At 65.4% G+C, this 26,394-nt stretch carries 24 protein-coding genes; 14 read left to right on the forward strand and 10 right to left on the reverse strand.

The features are described 5' to 3' along the window. The first annotated feature begins 45 nt into the window (after positions 1–45). The 9 genes from H7A69_RS00100 to H7A69_RS00140 all read left to right on the forward strand — a co-directional run bounded on the left by H7A69_RS00100 (position 46) and on the right by H7A69_RS00140 (position 12,501). Positions 46–2,052 (forward strand): Mu transposase C-terminal domain-containing protein, encoded by a 2,007-nt coding sequence (locus H7A69_RS00100; RefSeq protein ID WP_182045213.1) that lies wholly within the window; start codon positions 46–48, stop codon positions 2,050–2,052. Then, positions 2,052–3,209, forward strand: coding sequence for an ATP-binding protein (locus H7A69_RS00105; protein WP_182045214.1), 1,158 nt, complete (start codon positions 2,052–2,054; stop codon positions 3,207–3,209). Before H7A69_RS00100 ends, H7A69_RS00105 begins: the two co-directional genes overlap by 1 nt. Continuing rightward, positions 3,158–5,275, forward strand: a complete 2,118-nt coding sequence (locus H7A69_RS00110; protein WP_182045215.1) for a TniQ family protein — start codon at positions 3,158–3,160, stop codon at positions 5,273–5,275. The genes H7A69_RS00105 and H7A69_RS00110 overlap by 52 nt, the downstream gene beginning before the upstream one ends. Positions 5,276–6,247: 972 nt before the next feature. After that, positions 6,248–7,114 carry an OST-HTH/LOTUS domain-containing protein gene (locus H7A69_RS00115; protein WP_182045216.1) on the forward strand — a complete coding sequence of 289 codons (867 nt, stop codon included), beginning with the start codon at positions 6,248–6,250 and terminating at the stop codon, positions 7,112–7,114. 4 nt (positions 7,115–7,118) lie between these two features. After that, positions 7,119–8,303 carry a hypothetical protein gene (locus H7A69_RS00120; protein ID WP_182045217.1) on the forward strand — a complete coding sequence of 395 codons (1,185 nt, stop codon included), beginning with the start codon at positions 7,119–7,121 and terminating at the stop codon, positions 8,301–8,303. Positions 8,304–8,763: 460 nt separating this feature from the next. Next, a complete protein-coding gene (locus H7A69_RS17640) occupies positions 8,764–9,399 on the forward strand; it encodes an SLATT domain-containing protein (RefSeq protein WP_182045218.1) in 636 nt (211 codons plus the stop codon). Beyond that, positions 9,396–10,763 (forward strand): RNA-directed DNA polymerase, encoded by a 1,368-nt coding sequence (locus H7A69_RS00130; RefSeq protein ID WP_182045219.1) that lies wholly within the window; start codon positions 9,396–9,398, stop codon positions 10,761–10,763. The genes H7A69_RS17640 and H7A69_RS00130 overlap by 4 nt, the downstream gene beginning before the upstream one ends. An 809-nt stretch (positions 10,764–11,572) precedes the next feature. Beyond that, a complete protein-coding gene (locus tag H7A69_RS00135) occupies positions 11,573–12,094 on the forward strand; it encodes a hypothetical protein (RefSeq protein ID WP_182045220.1) in 522 nt (173 codons plus the stop codon). Between the two features lie 80 nt (positions 12,095–12,174). Further along, entirely contained in the window at positions 12,175–12,501 is a 327-nt protein-coding gene (locus tag H7A69_RS00140; protein WP_182045221.1) for a hypothetical protein, read from the forward strand. Positions 12,502–12,641: 140 nt separating this feature from the next. Here the strand turns inward: H7A69_RS00140 and H7A69_RS00145 are convergent, their stop codons facing one another. The 4 genes from H7A69_RS00145 to H7A69_RS00160 all read right to left on the reverse strand — a co-directional run bounded on the left by H7A69_RS00145 (position 12,642) and on the right by H7A69_RS00160 (position 16,302). Continuing rightward, positions 12,642–13,160 (reverse strand): DUF6578 domain-containing protein, encoded by a 519-nt coding sequence (locus H7A69_RS00145; RefSeq protein ID WP_310648874.1) that lies wholly within the window; start codon positions 13,158–13,160, stop codon positions 12,642–12,644. 244 nt (positions 13,161–13,404) lie between these two features. After that, on the reverse strand, positions 13,405–13,872 hold the full coding sequence (locus tag H7A69_RS00150; protein ID WP_182045223.1) for a MerR family transcriptional regulator: 468 nt from the start codon (positions 13,870–13,872) through the stop codon (positions 13,405–13,407). After that, positions 13,869–14,819 (reverse strand): alpha/beta hydrolase, encoded by a 951-nt coding sequence (locus H7A69_RS00155; RefSeq protein WP_182045224.1) that lies wholly within the window; start codon positions 14,817–14,819, stop codon positions 13,869–13,871. Before H7A69_RS00155 ends, H7A69_RS00150 begins: the two co-directional genes overlap by 4 nt. 988 nt (positions 14,820–15,807) lie before the next feature. Then, complete coding sequence (locus tag H7A69_RS00160; protein ID WP_182045225.1) at positions 15,808–16,302, reverse strand: GNAT family N-acetyltransferase; 495 nt, start codon at positions 16,300–16,302, stop codon at positions 15,808–15,810. 102 nt (positions 16,303–16,404) lie between these two features. Between H7A69_RS00160 and H7A69_RS00165 the strand changes: the two genes are divergently transcribed. Next, positions 16,405–16,677: a hypothetical protein gene (locus H7A69_RS00165; RefSeq protein WP_182045226.1), complete on the forward strand. Its 273-nt coding sequence runs from the start codon at positions 16,405–16,407 to the stop codon at positions 16,675–16,677. A gap of 59 nt (positions 16,678–16,736) precedes the next feature. Here the strand turns inward: H7A69_RS00165 and H7A69_RS00170 are convergent, their stop codons facing one another. Continuing rightward, positions 16,737–17,063 carry a hypothetical protein gene (locus H7A69_RS00170; protein ID WP_182045227.1) on the reverse strand — a complete coding sequence of 109 codons (327 nt, stop codon included), beginning with the start codon at positions 17,061–17,063 and terminating at the stop codon, positions 16,737–16,739. Positions 17,064–17,178: 115 nt separating this feature from the next. On the opposite strand from H7A69_RS00170, the gene H7A69_RS00175 reads away from it, so the two are divergent. Further along, complete coding sequence (locus H7A69_RS00175) at positions 17,179–17,448, forward strand: hypothetical protein (protein ID WP_182045228.1); 270 nt, start codon at positions 17,179–17,181, stop codon at positions 17,446–17,448. 239 nt (positions 17,449–17,687) lie between these two features. Here the strand turns inward: H7A69_RS00175 and H7A69_RS00180 are convergent, their stop codons facing one another. The 3 genes from H7A69_RS00180 to H7A69_RS00190 all read right to left on the reverse strand — a co-directional run bounded on the left by H7A69_RS00180 (position 17,688) and on the right by H7A69_RS00190 (position 20,904). Continuing rightward, complete coding sequence (locus H7A69_RS00180; protein ID WP_182045229.1) at positions 17,688–17,981, reverse strand: hypothetical protein; 294 nt, start codon at positions 17,979–17,981, stop codon at positions 17,688–17,690. 620 nt (positions 17,982–18,601) lie between these two features. Next, positions 18,602–18,946, reverse strand: coding sequence for a hypothetical protein (locus tag H7A69_RS17575; RefSeq protein WP_220456162.1), 345 nt, complete (start codon positions 18,944–18,946; stop codon positions 18,602–18,604). Positions 18,947–19,242: 296 nt separating this feature from the next. Then, positions 19,243–20,904 (reverse strand): putative Ig domain-containing protein, encoded by a 1,662-nt coding sequence (locus H7A69_RS00190; RefSeq protein WP_182045230.1) that lies wholly within the window; start codon positions 20,902–20,904, stop codon positions 19,243–19,245. Positions 20,905–21,436: 532 nt separating this feature from the next. Here H7A69_RS00190 and H7A69_RS00195 point away from each other — a divergent pair. Continuing rightward, positions 21,437–22,576, forward strand: a complete 1,140-nt coding sequence (locus H7A69_RS00195) for a glutathione-independent formaldehyde dehydrogenase (protein WP_182045231.1) — start codon at positions 21,437–21,439, stop codon at positions 22,574–22,576. 568 nt (positions 22,577–23,144) lie between these two features. Here the strand turns inward: H7A69_RS00195 and H7A69_RS00200 are convergent. Next, positions 23,145–24,311 carry an MFS transporter gene (locus tag H7A69_RS00200; RefSeq protein WP_182045232.1) on the reverse strand — a complete coding sequence of 389 codons (1,167 nt, stop codon included), beginning with the start codon at positions 24,309–24,311 and terminating at the stop codon, positions 23,145–23,147. 79 nt (positions 24,312–24,390) lie between these two features. Between H7A69_RS00200 and H7A69_RS00205 the strand changes: the two genes are divergently transcribed. After that, entirely contained in the window at positions 24,391–24,765 is a 375-nt protein-coding gene (locus tag H7A69_RS00205) for a hypothetical protein (RefSeq protein ID WP_182045233.1), read from the forward strand. Positions 24,766–24,967: 202 nt separating this feature from the next. Here H7A69_RS00205 and H7A69_RS00210 read toward each other — a convergent pair whose 3' ends face one another. Beyond that, the gene (locus H7A69_RS00210; RefSeq protein WP_182045234.1) at positions 24,968–25,540 is read right to left on the reverse strand and encodes a TetR/AcrR family transcriptional regulator; all 573 of its coding nucleotides are present in this window, start codon (positions 25,538–25,540) and stop codon (positions 24,968–24,970) included. A gap of 55 nt (positions 25,541–25,595) precedes the next feature. Between H7A69_RS00210 and H7A69_RS00215 the strand changes: the two genes are divergently transcribed. Further along, entirely contained in the window at positions 25,596–26,375 is a 780-nt protein-coding gene (locus H7A69_RS00215; RefSeq protein ID WP_182045235.1) for an oxidoreductase, read from the forward strand. Positions 26,376–26,394: the final 19 nt, after the last annotated feature.

Below are 26,394 nucleotides of genomic sequence, written 5' to 3' on the forward strand. Positions count from 1 at the left end.
TGGCGGCAAGAAATCGCGCCGAACGTGCCCGTCACCATCGACGGAGTGTCCTACATCATCGACACTGTCACCGAGGCCTGGGTCAACCTGCGCGACGCGACGGGTCGCGTCACGACGCTGCCCATTCGCCGGCTCGCAAAACTCATCGCTCGGGCCGACGCCCCGCCACCGCTGAGCGACAAGCTCAACTCAATGGAGCAGCGTGCATCGCCGGCGCAGTCAGCGAAGGTGGCTGAACGAAAAGCAATTCTCCGCTGGTTCGAGACCGGCCTCCGCCCAGAGCAGGCCGACGACGACCCGCCAGATCCGAGGCACGACCCCGCGCGCATCACGGGGCGCATCCCCCGCATCAATGCGATGGCGCTGGTGCTCGCCAAGCGGCGCGGAACGCAGGTCGAGAGCGCAAAGAAGTACATCCGCACGATGCTCGAGAAGGCCACTACCGGCGAAGCAGGGCTCTACGATCCGCGAATGCTGACGGATGATCTCGGCACGCTCCCGCAGCGCATCGAGTCGTCCGTGCGAACGTTTCTGAAGGACGCCGCCTACCAGGCAACGGTGACAGATCAGGCGATGTTCGAGGCGTACTGCGGTTGGGCGCGACGAGAGTCGGACGAGATCGTCCCAACGCAGCGGACTTTCGAGCGCGCCCTCACGATCGTCTACGCCCGCTACCCCTACCTGCGTCGGAACGCGAAGAGCAGAGCGTCGACGGCCGAGGGGCCGAAGGTATCCCTGCAACGTCGTCAACCCGAGCGGATCGGCGAGCTCTGGCTCATCGACGCAACACCCTCGAACGTCATGATCCGCGACCCCTACGCCGACGTCAGCAAACAACGCGAAGTCCGCCTGGATTACACGAAAATCATGGAGACCTGCTCTCGGTACGTCGTCGGTAGATCTATCGCCGAGGAGGTCAACGGATACGCTGCCGGGCTCGCAATCGCTGACGCGTTCCACCGGATGACTGACGAGCACGACGCTGTCGTGTTCGAAGGCCGCACCCATCCGCGCCCGTTCGTCGGGTTGCCCCGTGCGATCTCACGGTGGCCGATCCCGCCGCGTCGCCTCCTCATGGACAACGGCCGTGAATTCCTCAACAAGCACGGCATGTTCACCCTCCACCGCCTCGGCATCGACGTTGAACCAGCACGCGTGAAGGACGGCCGTGGGAAGGGGCGCATGGAGCGCCACTTCGGCTCCCAGAAGACCGGCTACGAGCAGCAGCAGCGAAACTACATCGGATCGGCAGTCAGTGAGCGCGGCCGCGACTCAACGAAGGACCTGGTCCTCACCTGGCGGGAACTCGATGACCGTGACCAGCAGTGGACCGATCTACACAACGTCGAGGAGCACAAGGGTCTGTACGCCGACACGCACCGCCGGCTCAGCCCAACGAAGCGGTGGATCGAACTCGCCGAGGAACACGGCACAACCGAGATGCCGGCATGGCGCAATGAGTGGATCCGGTTCCTGCCGAACATGGTGCTTCGCCTTACCCGGTACGGGGTCACCCGCCGCAACCTCGTGTACAACGCACCCATCATCCGGTTCCTCATCGAGGTCGACGGGGCCGCTCCGAGCGGCAGGGTTCGTATCTTCTGGAACCCGGCGGACCTTCGACAGGTGTACTGCTTCGACCCAGAGGGCAACGCCTACGTGGTCCCGTGGGTGCACCGCACCGAGGACACGACCGCTTTCGGGGATTTCGATCTTGATTGGGCGAACGCGCGGCTTGAAGGTGGCACGTACTCCAAGAAGCAGGCGCAGGCGCTGCGCATCGACATGATCACGCAATGGCAAGCAGAAGACAAGATCCTCCTCGCCAACCTGCACGGCAAGAAGAACGCGGAAGAGATCCTCGTCGGTCAGCTGACCGCTATCCAGCGGGGCGACGTCGGCACGATTGTCGGCGCTGAGCAGTTCCTCGGCGCGGAGTTCGTCGACGACGTACTCGCTGGTGAAGAAGAGCTCGTTCTTGACGATGCTGGCCTTGAGCTCTTGCCCAACGTCGACGCGGTTGACGTCGACCTGTTCGACCGGTTCGGCTGATGGGCGGACTCGATGGACGGATCCGCACCTACTTCGGATCCGACGAACACCCGTCATCAAGCTGGATGCAGTTGCACCCGGTCGATCAGCGATGGATCAGTCGAATCGCGCTCGCAGGCGGCGACGATCCTGGCGTGCTGTCCTACGACGCGCTCCGGAAGCTCGGAGGCGACGACCGGCGGCGCCGGCTACGCGCTCTCGAAGACTGGTACAAGGCGTGGCCGTACGTCCGAACCAAGCAGGTGCAGGCCGTCGAAGACCACCTCGCGCAGCTCCCGGAGCCGCAACCCGACGAGGACGACGATCTCCTCGACGTCCCCGTGATCACCGGCCCACCCGGCACGGGGAAGACCACGCTCATGAAACGGGCCGCCGTTCGCGCACTCTGCACCGCAGCCTGGGACCGCCGCCTCCGCGGAACCGCAGAGACCGCGTGCGACGAACTGGTGCGCCCGGACTGGCGGCCCGTGATCTTCCACTCCACGGACGGGAACCCACACGTCAAGACCTTCTTCTCGCACCTCTGTGACGAACTCTCCGTGCCGGCCACCAAGGATCCGCAGGTGGCCTTCCAGAAAGCGGCCCTCCGGCACGGCGTGCAGTACGTCTTCATCGACGAGGTCCAGATGATCAACTTCGACGGCCAGTACGGCATGTACCTACACAACGCACTCAAGGCGCTGCAGAACATGAACCTCCGAGTCGTCCTCGCCGGCCACAACGTGCGCCACCTGCTCGTGGACCGAAAAACCGTCGCACAGAACGCCACACAGACGCAGTCCATAGCCAGGTGGGCCTTCCAGGATCTCGAGCGCTACGGCCACGAGACGAAGGCAGACATCACCGAGTGGCGCGCGCTCCTGCGAGGACTTGAAACACACGTCCGGCTCGCGGGGCATGAACCTGGCGAGCCCGTCTTCAGCGACCAGTTCGAAGAGCACCTTTGGGTTTCAACACTCGGCTACGTCAACGCAGTCGCTGCACTTGTCACCGGGGCTTGCCTTGCCGCCACCCGCACCCCTGGCCAGCGGATCACGTCCGAGATCATCGACGCTATTCGGCTCAACGAGCGCGTCGCTCGAGGACGCATCTCCAGGCTCGAAGGATGGCGCGCAGGACGCTTTCGCTGGTCCACAAACGCCCTGACCCCAGCATGAGCAGGCGCCTCGAATACATCGACCTGAGCACTGTTCGTCGCATCGGCGCAAGTATCGAGTTCACCCGCCGCGAGTGGTTGCCATCCATGTTCCGACGGGTCGGGCACGCCCTCGACTCGTCCGCCGCGGACATCGTCACCTGGTGTGGTCTCAGCGCCGCCCCGGCGGGAGATCGACAGAGGATCGGGAATCTCCTCACTGATGAAATCGCTAGCGCGATCCAGATCGGCCTCGGCGTTGACGCAGACACGCTGTCGACGATGGTGATGAGCCACCTCCCCGAAGAGCTCGAAGCGTTCCGTGTCAACGGCACCTTCGCGCAATCGAAGAACTGGACGCGTGGCGGCGGCACCCGCTACTGCCCAAGATGCCTGCTCGAACGTCCCGGTGTGTTCTACACCGAGTGGCGGCTGTGGTGGTGCTTCGTTTGCGAACGACACAACGCCGTCCTCCACGACTCGTGCCCCGCCTGCCATCAACCGATCGTCGAAGCCTCCCCTCGCGAGACCGAGTGTCGCGACCCATCCCTGTGCTGGGCCCTCTTGAGTGAGAGTGACTACTGCCGCCATCCGCTCGCACAGACATGGCGCGAAGAACCGCTGACGGCAGACTCCCCCATGCTCCTCGCGCAACGAGCGATCTCACGCCACTGGCGTCCCGGGACCTACGACAGCCCCGACATCCCCGCCGCGACGTTCCGAGGCGCCGCGATCGCACTCCTCTCGGCGGGCCGCCACGACACCATCTCCAACCTGTCCGGCATCGACGAATCTGAACTCCGGGGGCTGTTCGATTACAGCGTCCGCATCGGCACGTCCCCGCCCAAGGAACCCCTCGCGATGGGCGCGCTCCTTGGAGCAGCGTACCGACTCATCGTGGACGACGAGTTGACGGGCGCCCCGATAATCCGGCAGCTCACCTACGACCGCTCGGCTCGCACCGACAAAGAAGCGCCCGCCCCGTGGAGCGCCCGCAACTTCCTCGACGCCTGGCCAGGCATCGACTCGCTGATGCGCGGCCGAGTGATCCGCAGTCTCGACAACGACCTCAGCCCGATTCAGCGCCTCGTACACGGTTCCGCAGCCTCAGCAGCCGCTTGGGAAGGCTTCGAACTCATCCGCCGAGCGGGATGGGAAGCGCCCGACGCGCACCCGAAATCGTTGAGCGCCCTGATGAATGCCGCCGACTCACCCACCAGCGTCACCTGGGCCGCGTCCGCCATACCGCCGCTGCTGTGGCCATCATGGGCGGCACCACTCGGCATTGACCCCAGAACAGATGGCATCACGCTGCAACGCGCGCTTGCTGATGCGCTTCGCGTCGCCGGGACCGGCGCTCTCCCGGACTACGGGGCGGTAGCCGGCATCGGGCGGAAGCTGCGGCCGACCATGTTCGGTACACCCCAGCAGACCACCTCGATACTGCGCCAACTCACCGAACTCGCCCTCCGCCTCAGAGCTGCACCCGGACCCATCGACTACCTCCAGCGACGGCAGCTCGACACGTCACGGCTCCTGGAAACAACCCATTGGCAGCTCATCTGCGCATCCGTGGGCCACGACCCAGGCCGATCCCGCCGCCACCTCAACGCACAGCGATACGCGTACATGCGGATCACCGCCACAGGGCCATCGGCATTGCCCGCGCGACTACGGTTCCGAGGAGACGTCGCCGACGCGGCGAACTACACCGAGTTCCTTCTGCAGATGACCGCGGAGCTCAAAGCCGCGATCGACACGTACCTCAGCGCCTGGCTCACCGTCACTGCACCACCCCACCCGTCGATGCCGGCTAACTCGCCGCTTGTCACCTGGAGTCCTCCACGCTTCGCGCATCCCGGTGCCAGCCGCGGCCATGAACTGCGCGACATCGACCTCGAAATGCTCCACGATCGTCTCGGTTCGAAAGAACCATCAATGAAGGCTCTCGCGATCGAATTGGGTAGGCCGGTGCGGCACGTGCGGTGGGCCATCGTTAAGTTCCCTCCATCTACAGGGACTCGCTGCGCGCCGATTGATTGGCGGCAATGCTTTCCGGCAGAGCCACCCGTGGTTCGATTGCCGTGACGCGAGTCCGGACACAAGATGAAGAAGCAGTCTCTTCACCCGTGGAGGTTTCGCAATGGACGCGAGCGTGCGACTAGCCAGAAATCGGCCTGACGAACGGGCTTCGATCATGGCCGCACTGCGGTTCCTCGTGTTGCGCCTCACGCTTGAGGCTGCCCGGATCGAGGTACTGCTTCGACTCTGCTTGATCTGAGCCGTGGTTGAGGACTTCGCGACCGAGGGAGGCAGCGCCCGCAGCTACTTTTCGCCTCACCAGCGTCGGCTTGTAAGCGGGCGTGTCCGACGCCATCAACCCGGAGGGCAGCGTTGAGGCTACCACCAAGAACGAGCGTCAGGAGCGACGCTGAGCCCGCATCTCGATGTTGCTCGGATTGACGCATGACACATGCCTACGGGCTGAGGCGTCGCCGAAGCCGGAAGGCGAGCACGGCGCTTCAGGGGCTGGCTGTGGACGAGGCTCTCCTGCTCGTCCGCCGCTCGGAAGCTGGTGGCGGCTGTGACAGACGCGTATGGCGGCGACCGGCAAGTCGGGCTCGCCGATCCCTCAGATCAGGACGCTTGGAGCGGACGACCGGACAGCGCGAGGCGCGGCGGCTGCAAGTTGGACTCCGTGTTGGCGCCCCGTTCAGTACGTGCGTGTCTCCTGCTTGACGATGCCCCGAGGTGGACGGTAGCCTAGGTTGCGGCGGACACATGGCTCTCTGCCGAAGGACAAAACACAATATCGTCAGCCCGAAAGGGTTTGGTCTACCCCAGGCGCGTCGTCCGGTTGGAAACGAATCCCAGCCGACAACCACGTGCCGGTTTGCATAGGGACTAGTAACCTGTGCGCCGCGAACCTATGGGTACTCTCCGGAGCATGCGACGGGAGTGGGGTTAAAGCGTTATTCGTAGACGATTTCTCAATTCTTTGAAATAGCCTCCTCGCCTTTTGGTAGGAGGCTATTTCTTTGTATATCACCCTGGACGCTGATGCCTGATTCAAATGCCGTGCCATCGCTGTCGGACGTCTTCGACGTTCTGCAAGAATCGGCGCGATCTGCCGCTGCTTCTGGCCGAGTACTCTATGGCCCGCAGGCCAAGAAGGCTCTGCAGACGAGGTACCCCGGTCTGGATTTGCGGGCGCTCGGCTACAAGAAGTTGATTGACTTGTTGCGCGCGGGCCACGACGCGGGTCGATTTGAACTTGTGACCGTCGACGGTCACCCGCACGTGATTCCAGCACTAGCGGCGCCGAGGAAACGGCCTGTCGAGCAGGGACGACTTCGGGCCGACTTGTGGACAAGCTTGGTGACGTGGGACCATGGCGAGCGTTACTGGGACCGGCGGAACCGCCGGGCTGTGTTTGTTCCCACAACCGAAGACGGCACGCCCGAGTGGCAGGTCTTTCCGAACAAGTACGTCAAGATTGACGCAGTGCCGATGCAGACGCAGCTCGAGTGGATGGTCGATTTCGCCAACGACCAGACTGAAAGAGTGCAGGTGCGTCTGCTCGAGGCGTTGAAGAATCCTACGCCGGGTGCCTTCAAGGTGAGCTTGAACGACTTGGGGCTGGCAGCAGCGTGGCGTACTCGCTTGCGTCAACGGGTCACAGAGCACGCCTCGGAATGGGCTGCGCGCGCCCACCTCTCTCCGGCTTCGATCCTCGATCCCGCCTCTCGTAGCAGCCCGAAATCTGCATCGCGGCAGGAGCCTGAGGAGGGCGAAGCTTTCGAGTCCCCGTCTACTACCGACGAAGCGGCGAGACTTCGCGCCCGTGTGCATCAGATCGTCGACCGGATGACGTTGTCCGAACTCGCTCAGCTTCAGGTGCCGGCCGCATATCTGCTCGAGCGGTAACCCTATGGCCGCCTACACGGCGCAGCCCCTACTCGGCGCGTCTCGTCTCATCACCCCCAAGGAGCTTCCAGCCGAGCCCCAAGATGTGCTTGATGGATGGGTGAACGAGCGCCGGCCCACGCATGAGATGCGTTTGGCTTTGCAGGCCAGGTCCAACTTCGCGTTCATCGAGGACGTCGTTACCGAGCTCGGCAACGCAATCGCGTTTGATGGACTCTCAGCGACGTTGGCGCTGGGCGCGGTGGCGGCAGCGCTCTCCGACCCGTCGATGGCGGTGGCGGTCAATCGGTCCGACCACACTCACTCCGCCCACTCCGTGCTGATCCGTCGTAATGAGCAGGCGGGCATCCCCTTCGAGATGCTCATAACAGTGCGAGTGCAGATACGCCACAGGCACGTCCCTCAAGGGGGCCAAGTGGTGGTACCTCCAGAGGTCGTCGAGCACTCCGTGAGCTACGCGCTCTTCGACATGGACGACGAGGACGAGCTCGGAGGCCTCCTTCGTCACTACGTGCAAGTGGTGAAGGACATCGGACCCCAACGTGCGCGGCGTAATCTAGGACATACTGTCGTTGTGCTGGGGGATCTCGGTGGCATGGCAACGGCCGGATTACCTGATGACTGGCAAGAGGAGATTGAGTACCTTGCCGAGGCGTTTGACGCCAAGGTGATCTTCGGTAAAGGACCGATGGTTCCGGAAGGAGTCCCGAACCGGTTGATGAGGCTGTTCGTTCTAGACCCGTATAGCGGCAGCGTACCTTCGAGCGGTGACGAGGACAACGAACTCCCTCTCGTGGAAATCGACGGACGCAATAACGGTTTTGCTGAGGTATTCAGCGCGATAGCGGTGTCCCTGAAGCAACACGAACCTGACATCGTCGGCGACCCCTTTGCGCCGCGTGAGCTGAAACCCGGGGAGCATGTGTACCACCGAAAAGTCGGTAACTCTCGTGGTGGGTACGACAATTTCAACGAGGGTTCGCGCAATCCATGTTCCCACCAGAAGGGGTTCAAGAGATATCACAAGGCCATTCAGGCTACTAAGGGCTTTGAGCGGCGCTACACCAACTTCGACGAATCATGGCTGTACCATTGCAGTAAAGGCGGATGTGGGGTTTACGCCGTCTTCGTTCCCGGGGCGCGAGCGGACCCTGAGGTAGGGCATCGCGACGGCGCTAAGAACATGTAAGAGGTGTAGTTTGCCCCGGCGATCCAAATCGTGTACACACGGTGTCGAATCCGAGACGACAGCCGATCCAGGGGTTGATCGTACGGATGGCGGAAGCTGTCTCCCCGAATGATCGCTAATCGCGATTCGCAAACCTGCACAGGTGAAACTGACGGAGCAGGCGATCAAACAAGTTCACGGACCTCTGATGCTCCTGTCTCAATTGAGAGGCGCCCAGTGAGCGCTTCGCAATCCAATCCACTGGCTTTCGCACGCGTATCGGGAGTTGGATGCGGAGACGTGTCTAGCTTGCGGACCTGCGGCCACATGGTATATTGCAAACGAGTGCCAGTCGAGCGATTAAGCGGCAGTAACCACACCAGGAACACCAGTCGACCTTCGGGTCGGCGTTCATCATTTCAAATCAAGAGTTCAACTCTATGACGGCTGGCATTCATAAAATTCGTTGAGAGGCTCGAAAGTGAACAATCGGGACACTCTGGCCGACCTTGAGCGGCGCTCGTATCGAAGCTATCGAGCGCGCATCGAGTCCGAGCGTCGATTGCGACGGGTCGGGCTATTTTGGAGTGCTGCGCAGACCGCTTTGGCGGTCGGTCTCATCGCGGTGTCAGTTCTTTACCTTGCCTATCCTGAACGCCAGAGCACCCTCATGCTGGTTTATCTTATCTCGCTTTCTGTTCTAGCGCTGGCGGTTTCAGTCACTGTGGGGGCGCTCGACTACACGGGTCGAGCACGCGAGATGTTCCGAAATTATAGAGCTATCCAAGCGCTTTCGGTTCGAGTAGAAAGCGCGAGAAAGTCGCAGCTCTTCATTACGAAGAGATTTGTGCATCGTATGCATTCTGAGTATGATCTTCTGTTGGATAATTCCGAGAATCATACAAGCCTGGATTGGGCTGTCTTCGAGTCGAAAGATCAGAGGGCGAGCGGTAAGCGTGGTGGCCAATCAGATTCAGCGGACGGACGGCACGATAGGTCTCCGAAGTTCGGTCTGCGACTAGCGCTGGCGCGGACAGTTCCGTTTCTACTCCCTTCCGGGCTTGTGGCCGTGGCGCTTTTCACTGGACTCAGCGCTCTGTTTTCGGTGATAGCATGAACTCGCTGCAGCCTAAGCTAGAGGAGGCCTTTTCGCCGCAGGTCCTGCGGCAGCTTTGGGATGCCAAGATTGCGACGAGTCGGACTCGCGGTCGCGACGGCCTTTCTGCTCCGAGGATCTCCCCGGACAGGGTGGATAATCTTGTCGAGAGTTCGAGTGAGCGCTTTTTGGCAGGTGACTACGTGTTCCGGCCCTATCGGCAGATCCTTCGTTCAAAAGGGGCGCGGAAGATCCCCCGTGTGTTATCGATTCCCGGTGTTGAGGACAGGCTGATCCTCCTTGGTCTGTCGAGGTACCTTCGCCAGTGGTTCGCTTGGATCGATAGTCCCCGGCCCCAGCCTCTCGTCATACGCGTCCGCGAAGCTCTGCATGGGGGCTCTTATACCGATTTTGTCCGGCTGGACGTCGAAAACTTCTACGGTAGTATTTCGCATAGTTCTCTGCTTCCGCGCATCGAAGAGTCCGGATTGCCACCAATCGTCGTTGAGGCTGTAATGCGGGCGATCAAAACTCCGACGCTCGCGGGAGGTGAGAAGCCGGATGATGCGACCGACTTCGACTCGGGTGTTCCGGTCGGGACTTCCTTGGCGAATGTGCTTGGTGAGATAGCGCTGGGCGAGGTCGACGCGATCGCGCGAGCTCAGGAGAGCTGGGCGTACTTCCGGTACGTGGACGACATCCTCGTCCTCACCAAACATGGCGAACGAGGACGATCGAGGGACCTCATCGTTGACAAGCTGAGTGCAATGGGTCTCAAGGCTCACCCTAAGAAGTCCCTCGGTAAAAGTGCGTCTGGCAAGTTGAGTCAGACTTCTTTTGAATACCTGGGGTATACGTTCGATCCGAGTTCTGTCTCTGTCTCGAGGGATCGTCGTACTAGGCTGACTGATCATTTGGCTCGGTACGTGACAGCGCTACAGCGCGGACTAGCGGATGGTAGCGCTGACCCAGTGGCTCTTCGGCAGAAGTGCGAGTGGTGGCTGTCGCTAAGAATCACCGGTTGTTACTCGAAGCAGTCCCGTCGGGGCTGGCTGGCCTATTACTCGCAGATCGACGATTTGCAGGTTCTCCACGAACTGGATGGCGTTGTTCGAAGTCTCTTACGTCGTCTGCCACCCGAGCACCGGTTTGCTCCGAAGAGTTTCGTTAAAGCGTGGACCCTCTTGCGGACGCCGAGTCGTGACATAGCTGGTTACATCCCAGATTTCGATCAAGTCTGGTCCGAGGAAGCCATGCGCGATGCTTTGCGTCGGAGTGGCCAGCATGGATCTTCGTTGGCCGGCGCGGAGCTTCGGTCGGCATTCGATCGGCTCATTGCCGGGGCGGTCAAAGACCTGGAACACGACGTCTGGGCGCTATCTTGAAGTCGCTCAGCGCGCCTGGAAATCGTACTTGGCGCTGTGCTGCGCGGACAGGGTTGACGTGAGCACGGGGCTACTCCCGCGACCCACGAGGTGCAGGGATTCGCACTCTTGCGCTTGATGGATCCCTCCAGGACGCTCGAGGAGTAGCGGTTTGGCCAACGGGCGTGGGGCGGACGCGCTCCGGACGGTCTACTTGGCGGATAAGGCGGACAGCTTGGTGGCGGATCGTTGCTGACGCCCTCGAGACAGTCCATCTACGGCCTCCGCCGACAGGTCGCCGCGCATGTGACCTGTCTCCTTCGCACGCAACCCTTCGCCGTACGAGGTGGGGCGAAGGATTGTTGCTCACCCCCAAGACCTGAGAGCGTCCGCGAAGCGTCCGCATGAGGCACCCTCAATGAGAACGATCGCGGACTACCTATCTGAGACAAGAGCTCTCAACGGCCAGCGACAGCAGATGCCGCAGCGACGCAGCGATCTTGCGTTCTGCATGTGGGTCCACGTTGTCGGCGACGCCGAGGTCGTTCAGCCACCGCGAAGCGGTCAGTCTGTGGGCGTCTGCGGCCCCTCTGCTTTGACAACCCTCAAATCCTCCGCGGCTTCAGCATCACAGCGGATCTCCCTTTCCACCGCGGGGCCGCGGCGCGACCATTAGGTGATCGAGCAACGAGACGCGCAGACCCGAGCAGCCCGACGCCCCGCTAGCCACCTCTGGCCATGGGTGCGGGTTGACCTTCGGCTGTGTTGCTCGGGACACATGCTGACGGGCGGTGACTGCTCGGCGATGGTTCAACCCCTACGGTGGCGGAGTGGAAGAGGTACGCAGTCCGAGCCTGACGCGGCTGCTCGCCACCCTCGCGGCCTTGCTGGTCCTGGTGGGCGCGCTCGTCGTCGGCGTGATCGCCGTCGTCGGCGCTGCGGCCCAGACCGCGCTCGGTCCCTCGCGAACCTCGAACGGCAGCACCTGCAGTCCGCTCGGAGGTGAGTGCAGCCGGCTCTCGCGATCTGCTATCGAACAGATGGTCGGTATTGCGCTCCCGGAAGGTGCCCAGTTCGTCTCCTCCGGAAGCCGGGACCTCTTCAAAGCGTCCGAGGCATGGGCGGTGACCTGCGTACCGGAAGCGGAGCGTTTCTTCGACGAGGCCGAGGCAGACGGCTTCGCCCCGCGCGCACCCTCCGACTACCCCGAACGGCACGATTGGTCCGACAAGCAGCCCACAAATTTCGAAGTGCACCGGGATGCGGACCTCGGGGCTGATCAGTGGCTCCAGCTCGGCGGCGACTGCCCGGGCGGCTCGTACGTCTACCTCGGCCGCTTCCTCGACAAGTGATGGTGTCGCGGAGCTCGAGCCAGAGCGGAGTCGCAAGGTTGACGTGGATCCTGCCGAGCGCGGCCCTCGTCCTCCTCGTAATGCAGATCATCGCCTGCGTCATAGCCGACCTTCACCTGGCTCCGATTGAGACCGCGTGGGAGGCTGACCCTGATCGCCTCCGCGGTGTCTTGCATGCTCGTCCGGCCGATGCCAGCTCAGCGAGGCAGACCCTCGCCCTGATCTGGACGGCAACCGTCCCCGTGGCGTTGGCAGCGACGCTGCTGGCTGCAACCGCCATCGATCACTTCCGCGTGCATGGCGCAGCCCACACGTTCGCGCAGGTGGTGACGATGGTTGGGGTCACCATCTCCGTCGCGGGTGTCGTCCTCGCGGTGCTCGGCGTCCTCAAGATCCTGAGTCCTTGATCCACCAGGACCTCGATCGCGCTTTCTGCCAACGAGTGTCGTCTCGGTGGGCGATCGTTGACCGTCGATCGGCCAGTGTGGCGGTCGGACACCCCGCCACACCAGGGGCTTGCACGGGCCCCGACGTCGCCCAGGCCTGTTCAGGAGCGGACGCGGATGATCCATCCCGTGATGCTCCCGCGGTGCGGGCGACGGTTGGACAGGGATGACACAGTGTGCTGCTGCCCGCCGTGTACTTCCGGCGCGGAAAAGCCGCGGCGCCCCGAGCTCACGAAGCGCACGGAGACCTGGTCGATGCGAATCACGACACCGCGCAGGTCGCGTCGGCTCGATAGCTCCTCCTCGCTGCGCTCGTGCTCGTACGTGTCGCGCTGCAGCGGGACCGCCCTCGGGACCGCGAGGATCAGGTCGATCCAGGGCTGATCCGATGCGTACAGGCTCCATGTGACGTGATCACCGACCGCGACGTCGAAGCCGTCTTCCTCAACTTGCCACTCGGTCAACCAGACGTCTGTCTCCCCGTCGGCCAACGCAGGAACCGGATCTTCGGGTGCGACCGTCGGCGTTGGAATCCGCGGAATGGGTGACACGCTGCCCGGCTTCGACGATACGTCGGAAGGCCATCCGAAGAGTCGCTCCCGCAGGAACTGCTGCAGCATCACACGATGTCCCGATGGACGATCGGTTCGCTCACTCGGGAACATTCCGTCAGCGTAGACGCGCGAGTAGTGCTGCGCCGGAACCCTCGTCCAAGAATCGATGGAGGCAAGATGCCGCTGACCGATCGGCTGTCGGACACACATTCGAGCTCGACATGACGGTCGCAGCGCTCCGGCACCGCGCCGCGGCTCTGGACCCTCCAACGCTGTGTGTCCCCGGCGCCCTGTCCTGATTTAGTACCGGCTACGGATGCGGCGCCGGTGGTTCTTTGGTTTCACCCGTACGAGCCGCCGTGCGGTGATGTGTCTGCTCGGTCTTCCAGGAAGCATCGGCGTGCGCGGGAGTTTCGGTGGCAACCCGGCGTGCGTACGCGTCGACCTTCTCCTCGATGAGGGTGAGACTCTCGGTGAGGGACCGGATTCGTGTGCGAACCCGGTCGGCGTGTGCGCGGAGGAAGTCGACGCGCTCTGTGACAGTGTCCGGGCCTCGTCGCGCGAGCGTGACGTAGCGGCGCAAATCATCGATGTCCATACCGGTGTTCCGGAGCGCAATGCAGGTGCGAAGCCACGCGATGTCTGAGTCGGAGTAGATCCGCCGTCCTGCGCCGTCGCGCCCGACCGGGCGGATGAACAGTCCTTCGTCCTCGTAGTAGCGGAGTGCGGAAGGGGTGAAGCCAGTCGCCGCACTCACCTGTCCGATCGTGTGCGTCATGAGGACGGCGTGGGCACGAGTCGCCTCGTGTAGAAGTCAGCGAGGTGGCCGACGGCCGGATCGACGTACTCAGGCTTGTCGTAGAGGTCGTAGTGCCCCGCACCCTCGATCACCACGAGAGGCTCCTTCGTGCGGGCGCGCTCCCAGAGCAGCAGCCCGTCGTCGTACTGCCCGGTGGAGCCGCGTCGCCCACCGACGACGACGAGCAGCGGTTGCACGAGCAGCTCCTCGACGAGATGGAAGGCGTCGAACCCGATCTGCAGGGCGGTGCTCGTGAACACCATCCGGTTGCTGCGGTCCGGGTCGTAGCCGCGGGGTGTGCCGTAGTAGTCCACCGCCTGTAAGGTCGCCGGATCCGCGACCCCGACGGCAACGGCATCGGCCGGCGTATCCGGGATCCAGGGGTCGCGGCGGATCGCATCCCCGCGTGCCTCTGCTGTGCGTTGCGCACCGACAGCTCGGAGTGCTCGCACGGCACCCTCGGGGTCACGGCCGCCGCCTTGTCGTCGCTGTCGGCCTTGGTTCACCGGGACGACGACGCCGATCGCGGCGAAGCGGTGTTCGATCTTCGCGGTGGCGACGGCGAAGCCCCCGCCCGCGCAGACACCGAGGACCCCGAGTCGGTCCATGTCGACCTCGGGGCGCACGGCGAGGAAGTCCACCGCGGAACGGACGTCCTCCACCCGCGCGGACGGGTCCTCGAGGTCACGCGGCTCTCCGTCGCTCCGTCCTTGGAACGAGGGATCGAACGTGAGCGTGATGAATCCGGAGTTCGCGAGTCGGCGCGCGTAGTTGCGGCCGACCTGCCCCTTCCGGCTGCTCCCAGGGGTGACGAGCACCACCGCAGCTCCCGACTTGGACGTACCGCCGTCCGCCGGGAGGCGGAGATCACCCCGGATCGTGTGCCCCTGCGTCTTGAACGCGATCGCCTCGGTCTGGTGCTCCATGATGCTCCTCCTTCACGTCGTCGGCACGATACGACCTCAGGCGCACTGGAGGTCAAGCGGCATCGGTCCGCAGGGCGATCCGCCTCCGGCACACCTGCCAGTGGCAAGCTGTATGGCTCGTCGTTGCGGCCATTGTTGTCATCGCCATCATCGGAGTGGTCGGCATCCTCCAGCGTCGTCGCTGACGTGTCCGATAGTCGATCGGCTACTGATACCCCTTCGTCTGACGGCGGCCAAGCTCCTCGAGGTCGTCGTCGAGTCGAGCGAGGATTGACGCGGGGGCCTCGAGAGGCCAGAGACCACGAAGCCACCGCGCCGCCTGTAAGAGGTCGCCAGGTTCAGTGTCTTGCTGCATCACGCGAGCGTGTATGTGCTCGGCCGCAAGTTCGAACGCGCCAGGGTCGGGAGGGACGTCCGAGGCGATCGAGAGTTCAATCGAGCGGCCTTCAACTCCCAGAATCGGGTGAAGCGTCGGGGGTGCAGCCGGCCTGTGAGCTGCGTGCTGACGCGCGCGACGGTCTTGGTATCGCTGGAAGATCTGCGCCGCGAGCCAAGACATGGCACTACTGTGCCCCGTCTCCCCTGCGTCTGATAGCCGATGCGGCAGCGACAGTCTGGATAGCATCACGCTATGTGGACGCCTGTTCAGCCTGAGCCGCCGACCAACGGGCGTTACAGCGCAGCGCTGGCGCTGCTGATCTGCTCTGCGGCGGGCTTCGCGATCCTTTGGGCGGTCATGTGGCTTCCCGTGCTCCTGACCGGCAGCGAGGGCACCCTCTTCCTCTACCCGATTGTTCTCTTACTGGCCGTAGGACCGTGGGGCGGAACCTGGACCGCCCTCGCGCTAGCGGCACGGTCCCGAAAGGAAGCAGGGGCTAAGCGCAGCGAGGCGGTCACGGCCGCGAGTGCGGCCCTGCTTGCCCTAGGACCCGTGTTGCTCTGGTTCGGGCCAGTAGTCGCTTGAGGGTCCGTCTCGCTAGCCGATCCCTCAGCGGACCAATCGGACTGTGGTCTCGATGGGCCCGAAGCTCGACGTGGTTCCGTCGGCGGCGAATCCGTTCCGCCGGTAGAACGAGTGCGCGCGAGGGTTGTCGGCAGCAACCCAAAGAGATGCTGGGCGCGGGCCGAGCGCTGCGTTCAAGAGCGCCTGCCCGGCGCCTCCGCCATGAGCGCGCGAGAGCACGTACAGCATCGTGAGTTCCTCTGGACGGACCGCGTCAGACAAGGGTGTCTCCTGCGTCGCGGCGAACCCGATGACGCCCGACTCGTCCTCGGCGACAAAGGTCGCGACGGCGTCTTGCTGCAGGTTCGTTCTCCACATGTCGATGCGCCGATCGACGTCGAACCAAGGATCAATATCGGGATTCACCACGAACCGCCCGTACGTCTCTCGCCATGAGGTGGCGTGGACGGCAGCAATGCCTTCGACGTCGACAACCTCTGCCGGCCGAATGACGATCGAGCGAAGATTGTGGCCGTCCATCCCTCGACCGTAGCAATGACGCCGGCACTCGTCGATAGCAGCCCGGGTGTCCCGTAAGCCGATCGGCAACCGAACAGGAGACTCAACCAGCAGAATCAAGTCATGGCTCCCCCTCCTGCCGATCTCTCTTGGATCGGATTCACCAAGGAACAACACGAAATCCTCGAGACGCTGCACTCCATCGGCAACAACGGGTGGGATCGCAATGGGCAGAGCGACGAGATGATGCCGCGGCTGTTGGCTCAGGCGGCCGCTGCAGACCTGTCGCTCGCACGCATGAAAGAGGCTATGGCCGCGGTGGGGCACTCTCGGAATGAGCTACATCAGCTCGATCGATGGGAGTCCAAGCAAACCACCGGCAGGTTCGGGCGCTGATCGTCTCGCTGGCGGATCCGCTACCGAGCGCGGCTTGATAATGCCGATAGGAGTTGCGATCAGCGTTGCGTGTCCATGGCGAGCCCGATCAGGTCTCCGACCGCAACGTCCGAGAATTCGGGATAGAGGCCGCGATGCGCGTCGCGTACCTCGGTCTCGGTCAAGCCTCCCGCTTCGCGTAGCGACCAAGCCCACCGAGCCGCGTCCGACTCCAGCTCGTCAAGTCGCTGTTGCGCCGTCTCGAATTCGTGGTCCGGCACCCCAGGAAACGCCGCTCGTACATCCAGCGGAGCCCAGTGCCGCCTATGAGCCACTGATGACCGGACCATCGCGTCGTGAAGCGACAGTTGCGCCAGGGTGTCTTGACTGATCCGGTAATACTCCATGTCGCGATCCTAGAGATGGCGAGGAGCGCTTCGGCGGCCGGAACCCGATCGGCTTACGGGACGGTTCCCGGGTCCGTGAGTACTGTCCATTCGGACAGGCGCGAACGCTTCTGGTTTGCGCGCAGGAAGAGGACCTGATGTTCACTGGCGTGGGATTCGAGCCCATCCCTACCACGATCGTTGCGGTGATCGGGATCGCGATCATCATCATGATGATCGTCCGAGCGAAACGGCGACGATGATGCGCGCGATCGCCATCAAGCTCTTCATCATCGGCGCAGTACCGTTCGCGAGCGGCATCGTCTACTACTTCATCGACTACAAGCGGACTGGCAAGCTCTATCGCAAGAAGCTCCCGTGGTTCCCGATCATCATCACCGGTTGAGCGCTATGCGCCGCTGGAGTGCTGACCGGACTCATCGGTACTAGCAGACAAGGGTTCGCATGATCACGACAGCGGCGTATCCGTTCTGACGCTGTCGCCGCACCGCCCCAGGTTCACCAGGCCGCGAGCGGGACGCCAGCTGTCTCAGTAGACGATCGGCTATCGAAACAAGCGGTCTCCGAGGGCTTTGGCCCCCGGGCAAGGTTCGATGAGGTTGCCGGGGCGCTATGCGGGGGCGGCTACAGGCCTTTGCGCCTGTTCGTCTCCCAGTAGTCGAACACTACTTCGTCCTCAGGTTCCAGCTCACGTCGAACCAACTGGAGGAGGCGACGGCCTTGGCGCTCGTGGGAGCGCGCGGCGACCTCGGTCGGCCAGCCGGCTTCGACCGAGTAGTTGGTATTGAAGTCATTTGTCCACGCCAGTACTTCGTCGATGAGCCGCGGCGGTAGCGACGGGACACCCTGATTACAGGGCCCGTCCTCGCTCCAGAATGGCCAATCGACGCCATACTCGTTCATCAGGCCGTAGCGCACGCGGAAAGCATCGCATGCCTACGGCAATCGCGTCCGGAACCCGATCGGCTGATGGACAGCGGGAAGCAGGCAGCTACGCCTCACCGTCATCGCGTCGACCTGGTTGGGTAGGCCCATGTGGATCCCCGGACTCGTCGCTGGGCCGGCGATGGTTGCGGTAGCGGTCACCGCGATCGTTCGTCCGGAGCCGATTGCGCGGTACTTCATCGACGCTCAACAGGGCAGCCGCGGTCCGCAAGGTGCGATGACCCCGGGACTCATCCGTGTGCTCGCTGTAGGTCTGGCAGTGATAGGCCTCGGCTGGACACTTCTGTCCGTCTTCGGTCACCCCGCGTGACCGCCGACTGGGAAGCGCGACCGATCGAAGTCCGATGGTCGCGCGAACGTCCTTGCGCCCAGTACGACTGCTGACTCAGCCAAGCATTCGCCCGCGCTCGATCCACGTGCGCCGTACGGGCAGAGGCGCCGTACCGCTCGAACCGTGATCGTCGGGAGCACGGTGGGGATGGTCGTGGTCTCGGGGTAGCCATCTCGGCAGGACTCGGCCGGTTCGGTTCCTGATCGAACTACCTCACAGAGCGATGGGACAAGCGGGACGCGCGGACGACACCACGACCTGGTCAGCGGCGGCGTGGCTCCGGGTAGTAGTAGACGGTCATCGTCAGGTCGTCCTCTCCTTCAGTCACGCTGCTCGTGAACGTCACGTCCTCGATCGACACGTCGCCGAGGTCATCGATGGTCTGCGCAACCCGTCGCAGCAAGGCAGCAACATCGCCTTGCCCATCGCCTGCTGGGTTGCTCTGCGAGAAGTGCTTGATCGTCCCGTCCGTACGCTCCACACCACCGACCGTAGCGACGTCCGCGAGGGCGACGGCGATGGAGAGCAGCCGTCCCACCGGGTCGTCCGGATCGTGGACAGGAACACCGATGTTGATCTTCACGTTCTTCGCGGTGAGTTCGTTCACGATGTCCTTCGCGTCGCGGAGGCTCCTGGCCGACTGATCCAGCTTCGCGATCCCCAGCGTGTCCCGGCACGGCTTGAAGCGAGCGTGACGCGGTGAGCGGTGAGGACTCGTTCGGAGGTCGAGACGCGGGCGTACCCGATGTGGGGAGCCCCCGTGCCGCGAGGACGGGCGCACGGCACCTGGTCGGGACCAGAGCCGATGCCAACGGCCCCGCCACGTCCGGGAGGGACGTGGCGGGGCCGCGGGAGGAGCCTCCCGTCCGACGCGCGAGTACGAGGCGGACGGGAGACGAGGGATCAGCGCTGGGCGCGCCGGCGACGCACCGTACGGGCGCCGATCAGGCCGGCGCCGGCGACGAGCAGACCGAGGGCCCACGCGAGCGGCGAGGTCTCGTCGGCACCCGTGTACGCGAGCCGACCCTTCGCCTGCGCGGGTGCCTTGGTGCCGTGCTGGACGGTGCCGATCGGGGTCGACGCCTTCGGGACGGTGACCGCTGCGGTCGGGGTGACCTGCACGTCGAACGCGGTGCTGAAGTCCGCGGCGCTGACGGTCAGGCGGTGGACCGAAGCGTGCGGGAAGGTGACGCCGACGAAGCCCGAGCCGCCGAGGAACGAGCCGTCGGCGACCGGGTCCGCAGCGATGACGTCCGAGGCGACGTTCGAGCGGACGCTGATGTCGGCGCCCTCGCCGGTCTCCTCGTCGACGACGGGGTTGCCGTACTGGTCGACCAGGTCGCCGGAGAGGAGCAGCGTGCCGCCCTGCGGGACGGTCGGGGTACCGCCCTCCGTGTCGGTGGTCGTGAAGCCGGAGCCGAACGAGCCGTCCGTCTCCCAGTCGGTCTTCTCGGTGACGACGGAGCCGTCGGCCTTGATGACCCAGGAGCGGAACGAGCCCGAGTGCTGCTGCGCTTCCTCGTCGAACCATTCGGTCGGCAGACCGCTCTTCACGAACTCGAGGTACGTCGCGCGGTCGAGGGCGTAGGCCTCGAGGCCGACGGGCGCAGCTGCCACGACGTCGAGCTCGACGGTCTGGGTGACGGTCTGGGTGCCGCTCGTGGCCGTGACCGCGAAGTCGTAGGCCGATGCGTCCTCGGTCGAGCCGCTCAGCACCCCGGTCGCCGGGTCGAACGAGACGCCCTCCGGCAGCTGGTCGGCCGGGGTCTCGCCCTCGTGGTCGTCCTCGTCGCCGGTGTAGTAGTAGTCGAGGCTCAGCACGGGCTTCGGGGAGCCGGTCGCGCGGAACGTGTACGAGAACCGCTCACCCGCGGTGGCGGAGACGGTGAGGTCGTCCTCCTCGGTGGTGCCCGCGGTGATCGGGGTGCCGGCCTCGTCGACGAAGACGGGCGCCTGTGTGACGGGGGCGGTCTGCGCCGACTCCGACTCGACCGGGACGCCGTTCTGCGTGTTCGTCACCGTGACGGTGAGGACCTTGCCCGCATCGGCCGCCTTGACGACGTACGTCTGGGCCTGGCTCACGGGGGTGCCGTCCGCGGTCCAGGCGTAGCTCAGGGTGGTCGGGGCGGTGAAGCCGGACGGTTCGGCCGTGAGCTTCGAGCCGACCGAGGCGTCGCCGTCGATCGTGACCGTCCCGGCGGCTGCGGCGATGCGCGGGGTCGACTCCGGAGCGGTGCTCGGGGCGTCGGTGGTCGGGACGGTCGGTTCCGGGGCGGCGGGAGCCTCGGTCGCCGGTGCTGCAGGCTCCGTGGGGGAGTCGGCGGGCGGGGTGGCCGTCGAGGACGGGTCGGTCGCCGGGGCGTCGGCTGACGGTGCCTCGGCGGACGGGCTCGGCGTGGTGTCGACAGCGGTGGTCCCGCTGTCCGCGACGGTGGTGCTGGACGTCGGCTCGACGGCGGAGGCCGACGTCGCGGTCATGATGCCGAGACCGGTCGACAGGCCGACGAGGGCGATGGTCGTGCCGACGGCGCAGGCACGTCGGACGGTGGAGTTGCTACGGCGCACGGGTTCCCCCTGGGTCAGGCGACAGTCCGGGAAACTGTCGGTCCGCGCAGGTTAAGAGGACGCTGGGAACGGCGCTGCTCCCTCGGTCGGGGGGCATCGGGGAAACCCCAGGTCAGGACCGGTCGTTCCACCTTGGGCTGAACGATCGTTCAACCAATGTCAGTCGGCAGGATGACGGCGGTGGCCGGTCGGCCGAGGTTGGCGACGACGAGCGAGTCGCACGCGAGCGTGATCCCTTGCGTGCAATCGGCGCCAACGGGTTCAGGGTCTGGAAGGACGCGCAGCATCGTTGCTGCGACCCGCGGTGCTCGTGCTCGTGCTCGTGCTCTTTCTCGTCTCGGCTCGCTGCTGGTGGCAGCACCAGCGCGGGCCCTCAACGAGATCGGGACCCATGATTGTTCGTCCCGGTCACTCCAACGCGTGCACATCGGATCGTCCCCTCTGCGTACTCCGCAGGAAGCGTTCGTACCGCGCGCGTACCGTCCGCTGGGTCGGCGCCGACGACGGCGCCGACGACCCGAACGGAGCAACCATGCGAGCAGTCGTCTACAACGGCCCCCACGACGTGAGCGTCGAGGATGTCCCGGATGCCGAGGTCGAACAGCCGACCGACATCCTGGTCAAGATCACCGCGACGAACATCTGCGGGTCAGACCTGCACATGTACGAGGGCCGCACCGACATCGAGACCGGCAGTGTGTTCGGGCACGAGAACCTCGGCACCGTGATCGAGGTCGGTGACGGCGTCCAGAAGGTGCGGGTCGGGGACCGGGTCGTGCTGCCGTTCAACGTGGCGTGCGGGTTCTGCAAGAACTGTGAGCGGGGTTGGTCGAGCTTCTGCCTGACCATGCAGCCGAACGAGGCCGCTGCCGGAGCCGCGTACGGCTACGCGGACATGGGCCCCTACCGCGGCGGCCAGGCCGAGTTGCTGCGCGTCCCGTTCGGTGACTACAACGCGCTCCGTCTCGGTGAGGACTCGGTCGAGAAGGAGAACGACTACGCCATGCTGTCGGACATCTTCCCGACCGGCTGGCACGGAGCCGAGCTCGCCGGGGTGCAGCCGGGCGACACGGTGGTCGTGTACGGCGCCGGACCCGTCGGCCTCATGGCCGCGCTGTCCGCCTCGATCAAGGGCGCATCGCGGATCTTCGTCGTCGACCGGCAGGCGGACCGGCTCCGTCTCGCCGAGTCGATCGGTGCGATCGCGGTCGACGACTCGAAGGTCGATCCCGTGCAGACGGTCCTCGACGCGACCCTCGGCCTCGGAGCCGACCGCGGCATCGAGGCCGTCGGGTACCAGGCCCACGACGGGCAGGGCAACGAGCAGCCCAATCTCGTGCTGAACCGTCTCATCGCCTCAGTCCGGTTCACGGGCGGGATCGGCGTCGTCGGCGTGTACCTACCTGAGGACCCCGGCGCTTCCGACGAACTGGCAAAGAAGGGGCAGATCGCGCTGGACTACGGCACGTTCTTCTTCAAGGGCCAGCACATGGGCACCGGTCAGGCACCCGTGAAGCGGTACAACCGCCAGCTCCGCGACCTGATCGCTGCCGGGAAGGCATCTCCGTCCTTCATCGTGAGCCACGACCTCTCGCTCGACGAGGCCCCGGACGCCTACCGCCACTTCGATGCGCGTGACGACGGCTGGACGAAGGTCGTGCTCCACCCGTGACCACCGGGACGGGAGGGTCGGCGGGTCGGGCCGCTGCTGGCCCTCCCGTCCGTTTCGGGGCAGGGTCAACAGCACCGCCGGGAGGGCAGCTGCGCAGATGATCGCCGCACCGGTGACGTTCGAGTTCACGCTCTGACCGGTCGAGATGTCGATGAGCTCGCCGACACAACCGATGGCGACGATGAGTCCGAGGGGGATGAGCGCAGCAAGCCCCCTCGAGCCGCGCCATGCTCGGACGCTGCCGGTCATCAGCAGAGCAGCTCCGGCGGCACACGCCACGATGGAGTACGCGACACCGCGGTACGCAGCGAGGCTGTGCAGGTGGCCGACGTTCCCCCGCCGGAGAGCCCAGTCCGTGGCGAGCACGACTGCCAGGGCGACGAGTGCGAAGCCGTACCCGGCGGCGAGCACCGCTGCGATCCGAACAGCCGGGGTGACGCGGAGCGGTGCGTCGCCGTGCCCGATGTTCATGAGCAGAAGGTAACAGCGGCCTTGCGGCTTGACGACCTCCTGTGCCGACGAGAAGCATCCGTTCGCGACGTGCCCGACCGATCTTCAGCCACTCACGTCACCGGCGACGGAGGAGCCACCTGCTCCCGACGAGCGTCGCGAGCAGCGTCCCGACGCCGCCGAGCAGGAGCGTCCCGCCACCGCCCAGGAGGGCGACCGCCGGACCGCCGACCGCAGTGCCGGCCATCGTCGCGGCGTTGTTGGTGCCGATCATCGCTGCGAAGGCGCGGCCCTGCACGTCCCGCGGGGCTCGTGCGTGCACGATCGACCGGATCGCGAGGCTCTGGACCGCGTTCGCGGCACCGACGAGGAACAGTCCTCCCGCCGTCAGGGCCACGGACGGCACCCACGCCATCACGAGCAGTCCCGCGCCCATCAGCACCCCACCGCTCCAGAGTGCCGCCTGCTGGCGATGTGGCGGGATCCGCGGAGCGACGAGCGCCGCGGCGGTCAGTCGCCCGAGCGCGCCCGTGGTGACGAGGGCCCCGTAGACAGCAGCGGGTTGTCCGAGCTCCTGCCGGATGAAGAACACCTCCGCGACCGTGATCATGGCCGTGAACACGATCGCGGTCGCGAGTGCGAGGACCGACGCGGCCATGACACGGTCGCCGAACAGGATCCGTGGTCCGGCGGTCACCTGCCGGAGCCAAGGCGTCCGAGTCACCGGGGTGCGCTCCGGGGGTCGACGGAGCCGCAGCGCCAGGACGATCGTCAGGAGGAGCAGGAACGTGCCGGCGTCGACGAGGAGGGTTGTGTGCGTGCCGACGGCCGCGACCAGGAACCCGGCGACGGCCGGTCCGACGAGCGCCCCGATCGTGCGACAGGTGTCGGATCGGGCGTACCCGACGGCGACTGCACGACCTGCGGGGACCGCGGTCGGGACCAGGAGTGCCATCGCGGGGGAGTCGACCGCCGAGACCGCCGCCGCCGCAACGACCAGCAGGAGCAGTCCTCCCTCCGACGGGACGAAGGCGATCCCGATGGCGATGAGTGCTCGCAGCGCGAGTGCTGCCGAGACGATCCGTGAGACGTCCATCCGGTCCAGCAGCGGAGCGAGGACGGGCCCCAGGACGACCGAGGGCAGCAACTCGGCGAGGACGAGCGCCGAGACGACGAACGCCGATGCGCCCCGTTCCTGGAGGGCCAACAGCAGCGTGACGGTCGTGATCGCGTCCCCGGCGGCGGAGACCCCCTGCGCAGCGGTGAGCGCGTGCAGCTTGTTCAAATCCGAACCCCTGTTCCTCATACTGGAGTATCAGTATGCTGGCTCGACCGCGGGGCGTCCGCGGGGGAATGAGGAACACATGAACAGGTCGGAACTGGTGTCGCTCGCCGGAGACGTTCCCGAGCGCGTCCGAGGCCGCCGAGCGGTGGCGCACAGCGACGTCACCATCACGCTCGACTCCGAGGACGCGGTGCAGCGGTGCCTCGATCAGCTGGCAGAGTCGGACGAGCGTCTCGCTGCGAGTGCGGCGAACTACGACTGGAAGGTCGCGATCGTCACCCGTCGTGACGGTATTGCAGGCGGGCAGGTCCGCTTCGGCGTCGCGTGGTACGACCGCTCCTTCTACGAGGCAAAGCGCGACGTCTACCTCGGCGAGGACCACGTGCGCATGTTCGCGGGAATGGGCAGCGACGTCGCGGACGTCGAGGTCTCGCACTACGAACTCGCGGCCTAGGACGACAAAGGTGCCTGCCCCCGCGTGGCTCGGGGGCAGGCGCCGACCGTCGTCCTCGAGACCCGCAGCGCCGTCTCCACAGCGACCCCGTCACAGACGGGAGGCGCGGGGCGGGGTCGCGGAAGGTGCCTCCCGTCCGTCTCCTGGCCGGAGCGACGACGGGACCCGCCTGCTCAGCAGCGGACCGCGCCGGATCTCGGCGTCAGCTCGCGATGCTCCCGATCGCCGCTTCCGCGATCCGGTTCCGCGTCGCCGGGTCGACCCCTGCCTTGGCGAGTGCCTCGAGCCCTCGATGGGTGGTCACGACGAGACCCCCGAGTGCGGCCGCGTCAGCCCCGGGATCGACGAGCCCAGCGCGCTGCGCCTGTTCGACCAGCTCGCGGCAGCTGTCGAGCAGGGTGTCGTACGCCGCCAGGGCGCGGGCGGCGACCGCGTCGTCCTCGGCGGCGAGCTCGGCGGTACCGCGCGCGAGCAGGCACCCGTAGGGGTCGGTGTCCTCGGGCGAGTGCAGCCATGCCCGGAGGCGGAGCAGGGCTTCGTCCTCGGGTCCGTCCACGCGCGCGGCGGCCATGGCGTCCGAACCGTCGCAGTAGTCGCCGAAGACCCGGTGGAAGAGCGTCTGCTTGTCGCCGAACGCCCCGTAGAGACTGCCCTTGCTCAGACCGGTCGCACGCGAGAGGTCGTCGACGGACGTCCCGTGGAACCCGCCCTCGGTGAACTGCTGTCGGGCTGCGTCGAGGACGTCGTGCTCCTGGAACTTCCGCGGTCGCGCCATGCCCTGATCGTACCGAGTTGTGGACGTGCGGTCCAGAACCCCTATTGTGGACCGTATGTTCAGAACCCTTCCGACCCCTGACCCCTCCGAGTTCGCCGGGAAGCGGGTCGTCGTCACCGGCGGATCCCGTGGCATCGGTGCCGCCGTCGTCCAGCGCTTCCTCGACGGCGGCGCGACCGTCGTCACCACGGCCCGCACGGCCACCGACACGACGCCCGCCGGTGCGGCCTTCATCCCCGGCGACCTCAGCAGCGCCGACGGCGTGCACGCGTTCGCATCCGCCGCGCTGCAGCACCTCGGCGGCGTCGACGTCGTCGTCAACAACGCGGGCGCCGCACGGACGCACCTCGGCGGCATCGGCACGATCCCCGACGACGAGTGGACCGACGCGCTCGACCTCAACTACCTGTCCGCGGTCCGGCTCAACAACGCGCTCCTGCCGGCGGTCCGCGAGGCCGGAGCCGGCAGCGTCATCATCAACATCTCCTCGGGCTCGGCGGTCCTCCCCGCTGGCCCCCTCGCCCACTACGGCGCCGCGAAGGCTGCGCTGAACGCCTACGGCAAGGCCCTGGCGTCCGAACTCGCGCCCGCGGGCATCCGCGTCACGACGGTCATGCCCGGCAACGTCCTCACTCCCGGCGCCGACGCGATCCGCCAGGACTTCGCCGATGCGATGGGCGTCGACCTCGCCGCGACGACCGCGGCCGTCCCGCTCGGCCGTCCCGGTGACCCGCGCGACATCGCCGAGGCGGTCGCCTACCTCGCCTCCGACCGCGCCCAGTGGGTGACCGGCACGACCCTCACGGTCGACGGCGGCGAACTCCCGACCTTCTGACGACCGCTCTCGAAAGGCA

It is taken from the genome of Curtobacterium sp. ME26 (assembly GCF_903970945.1).
GTDB lineage: Bacteria > Actinomycetota > Actinomycetes > Actinomycetales > Microbacteriaceae > Curtobacterium > Curtobacterium citri.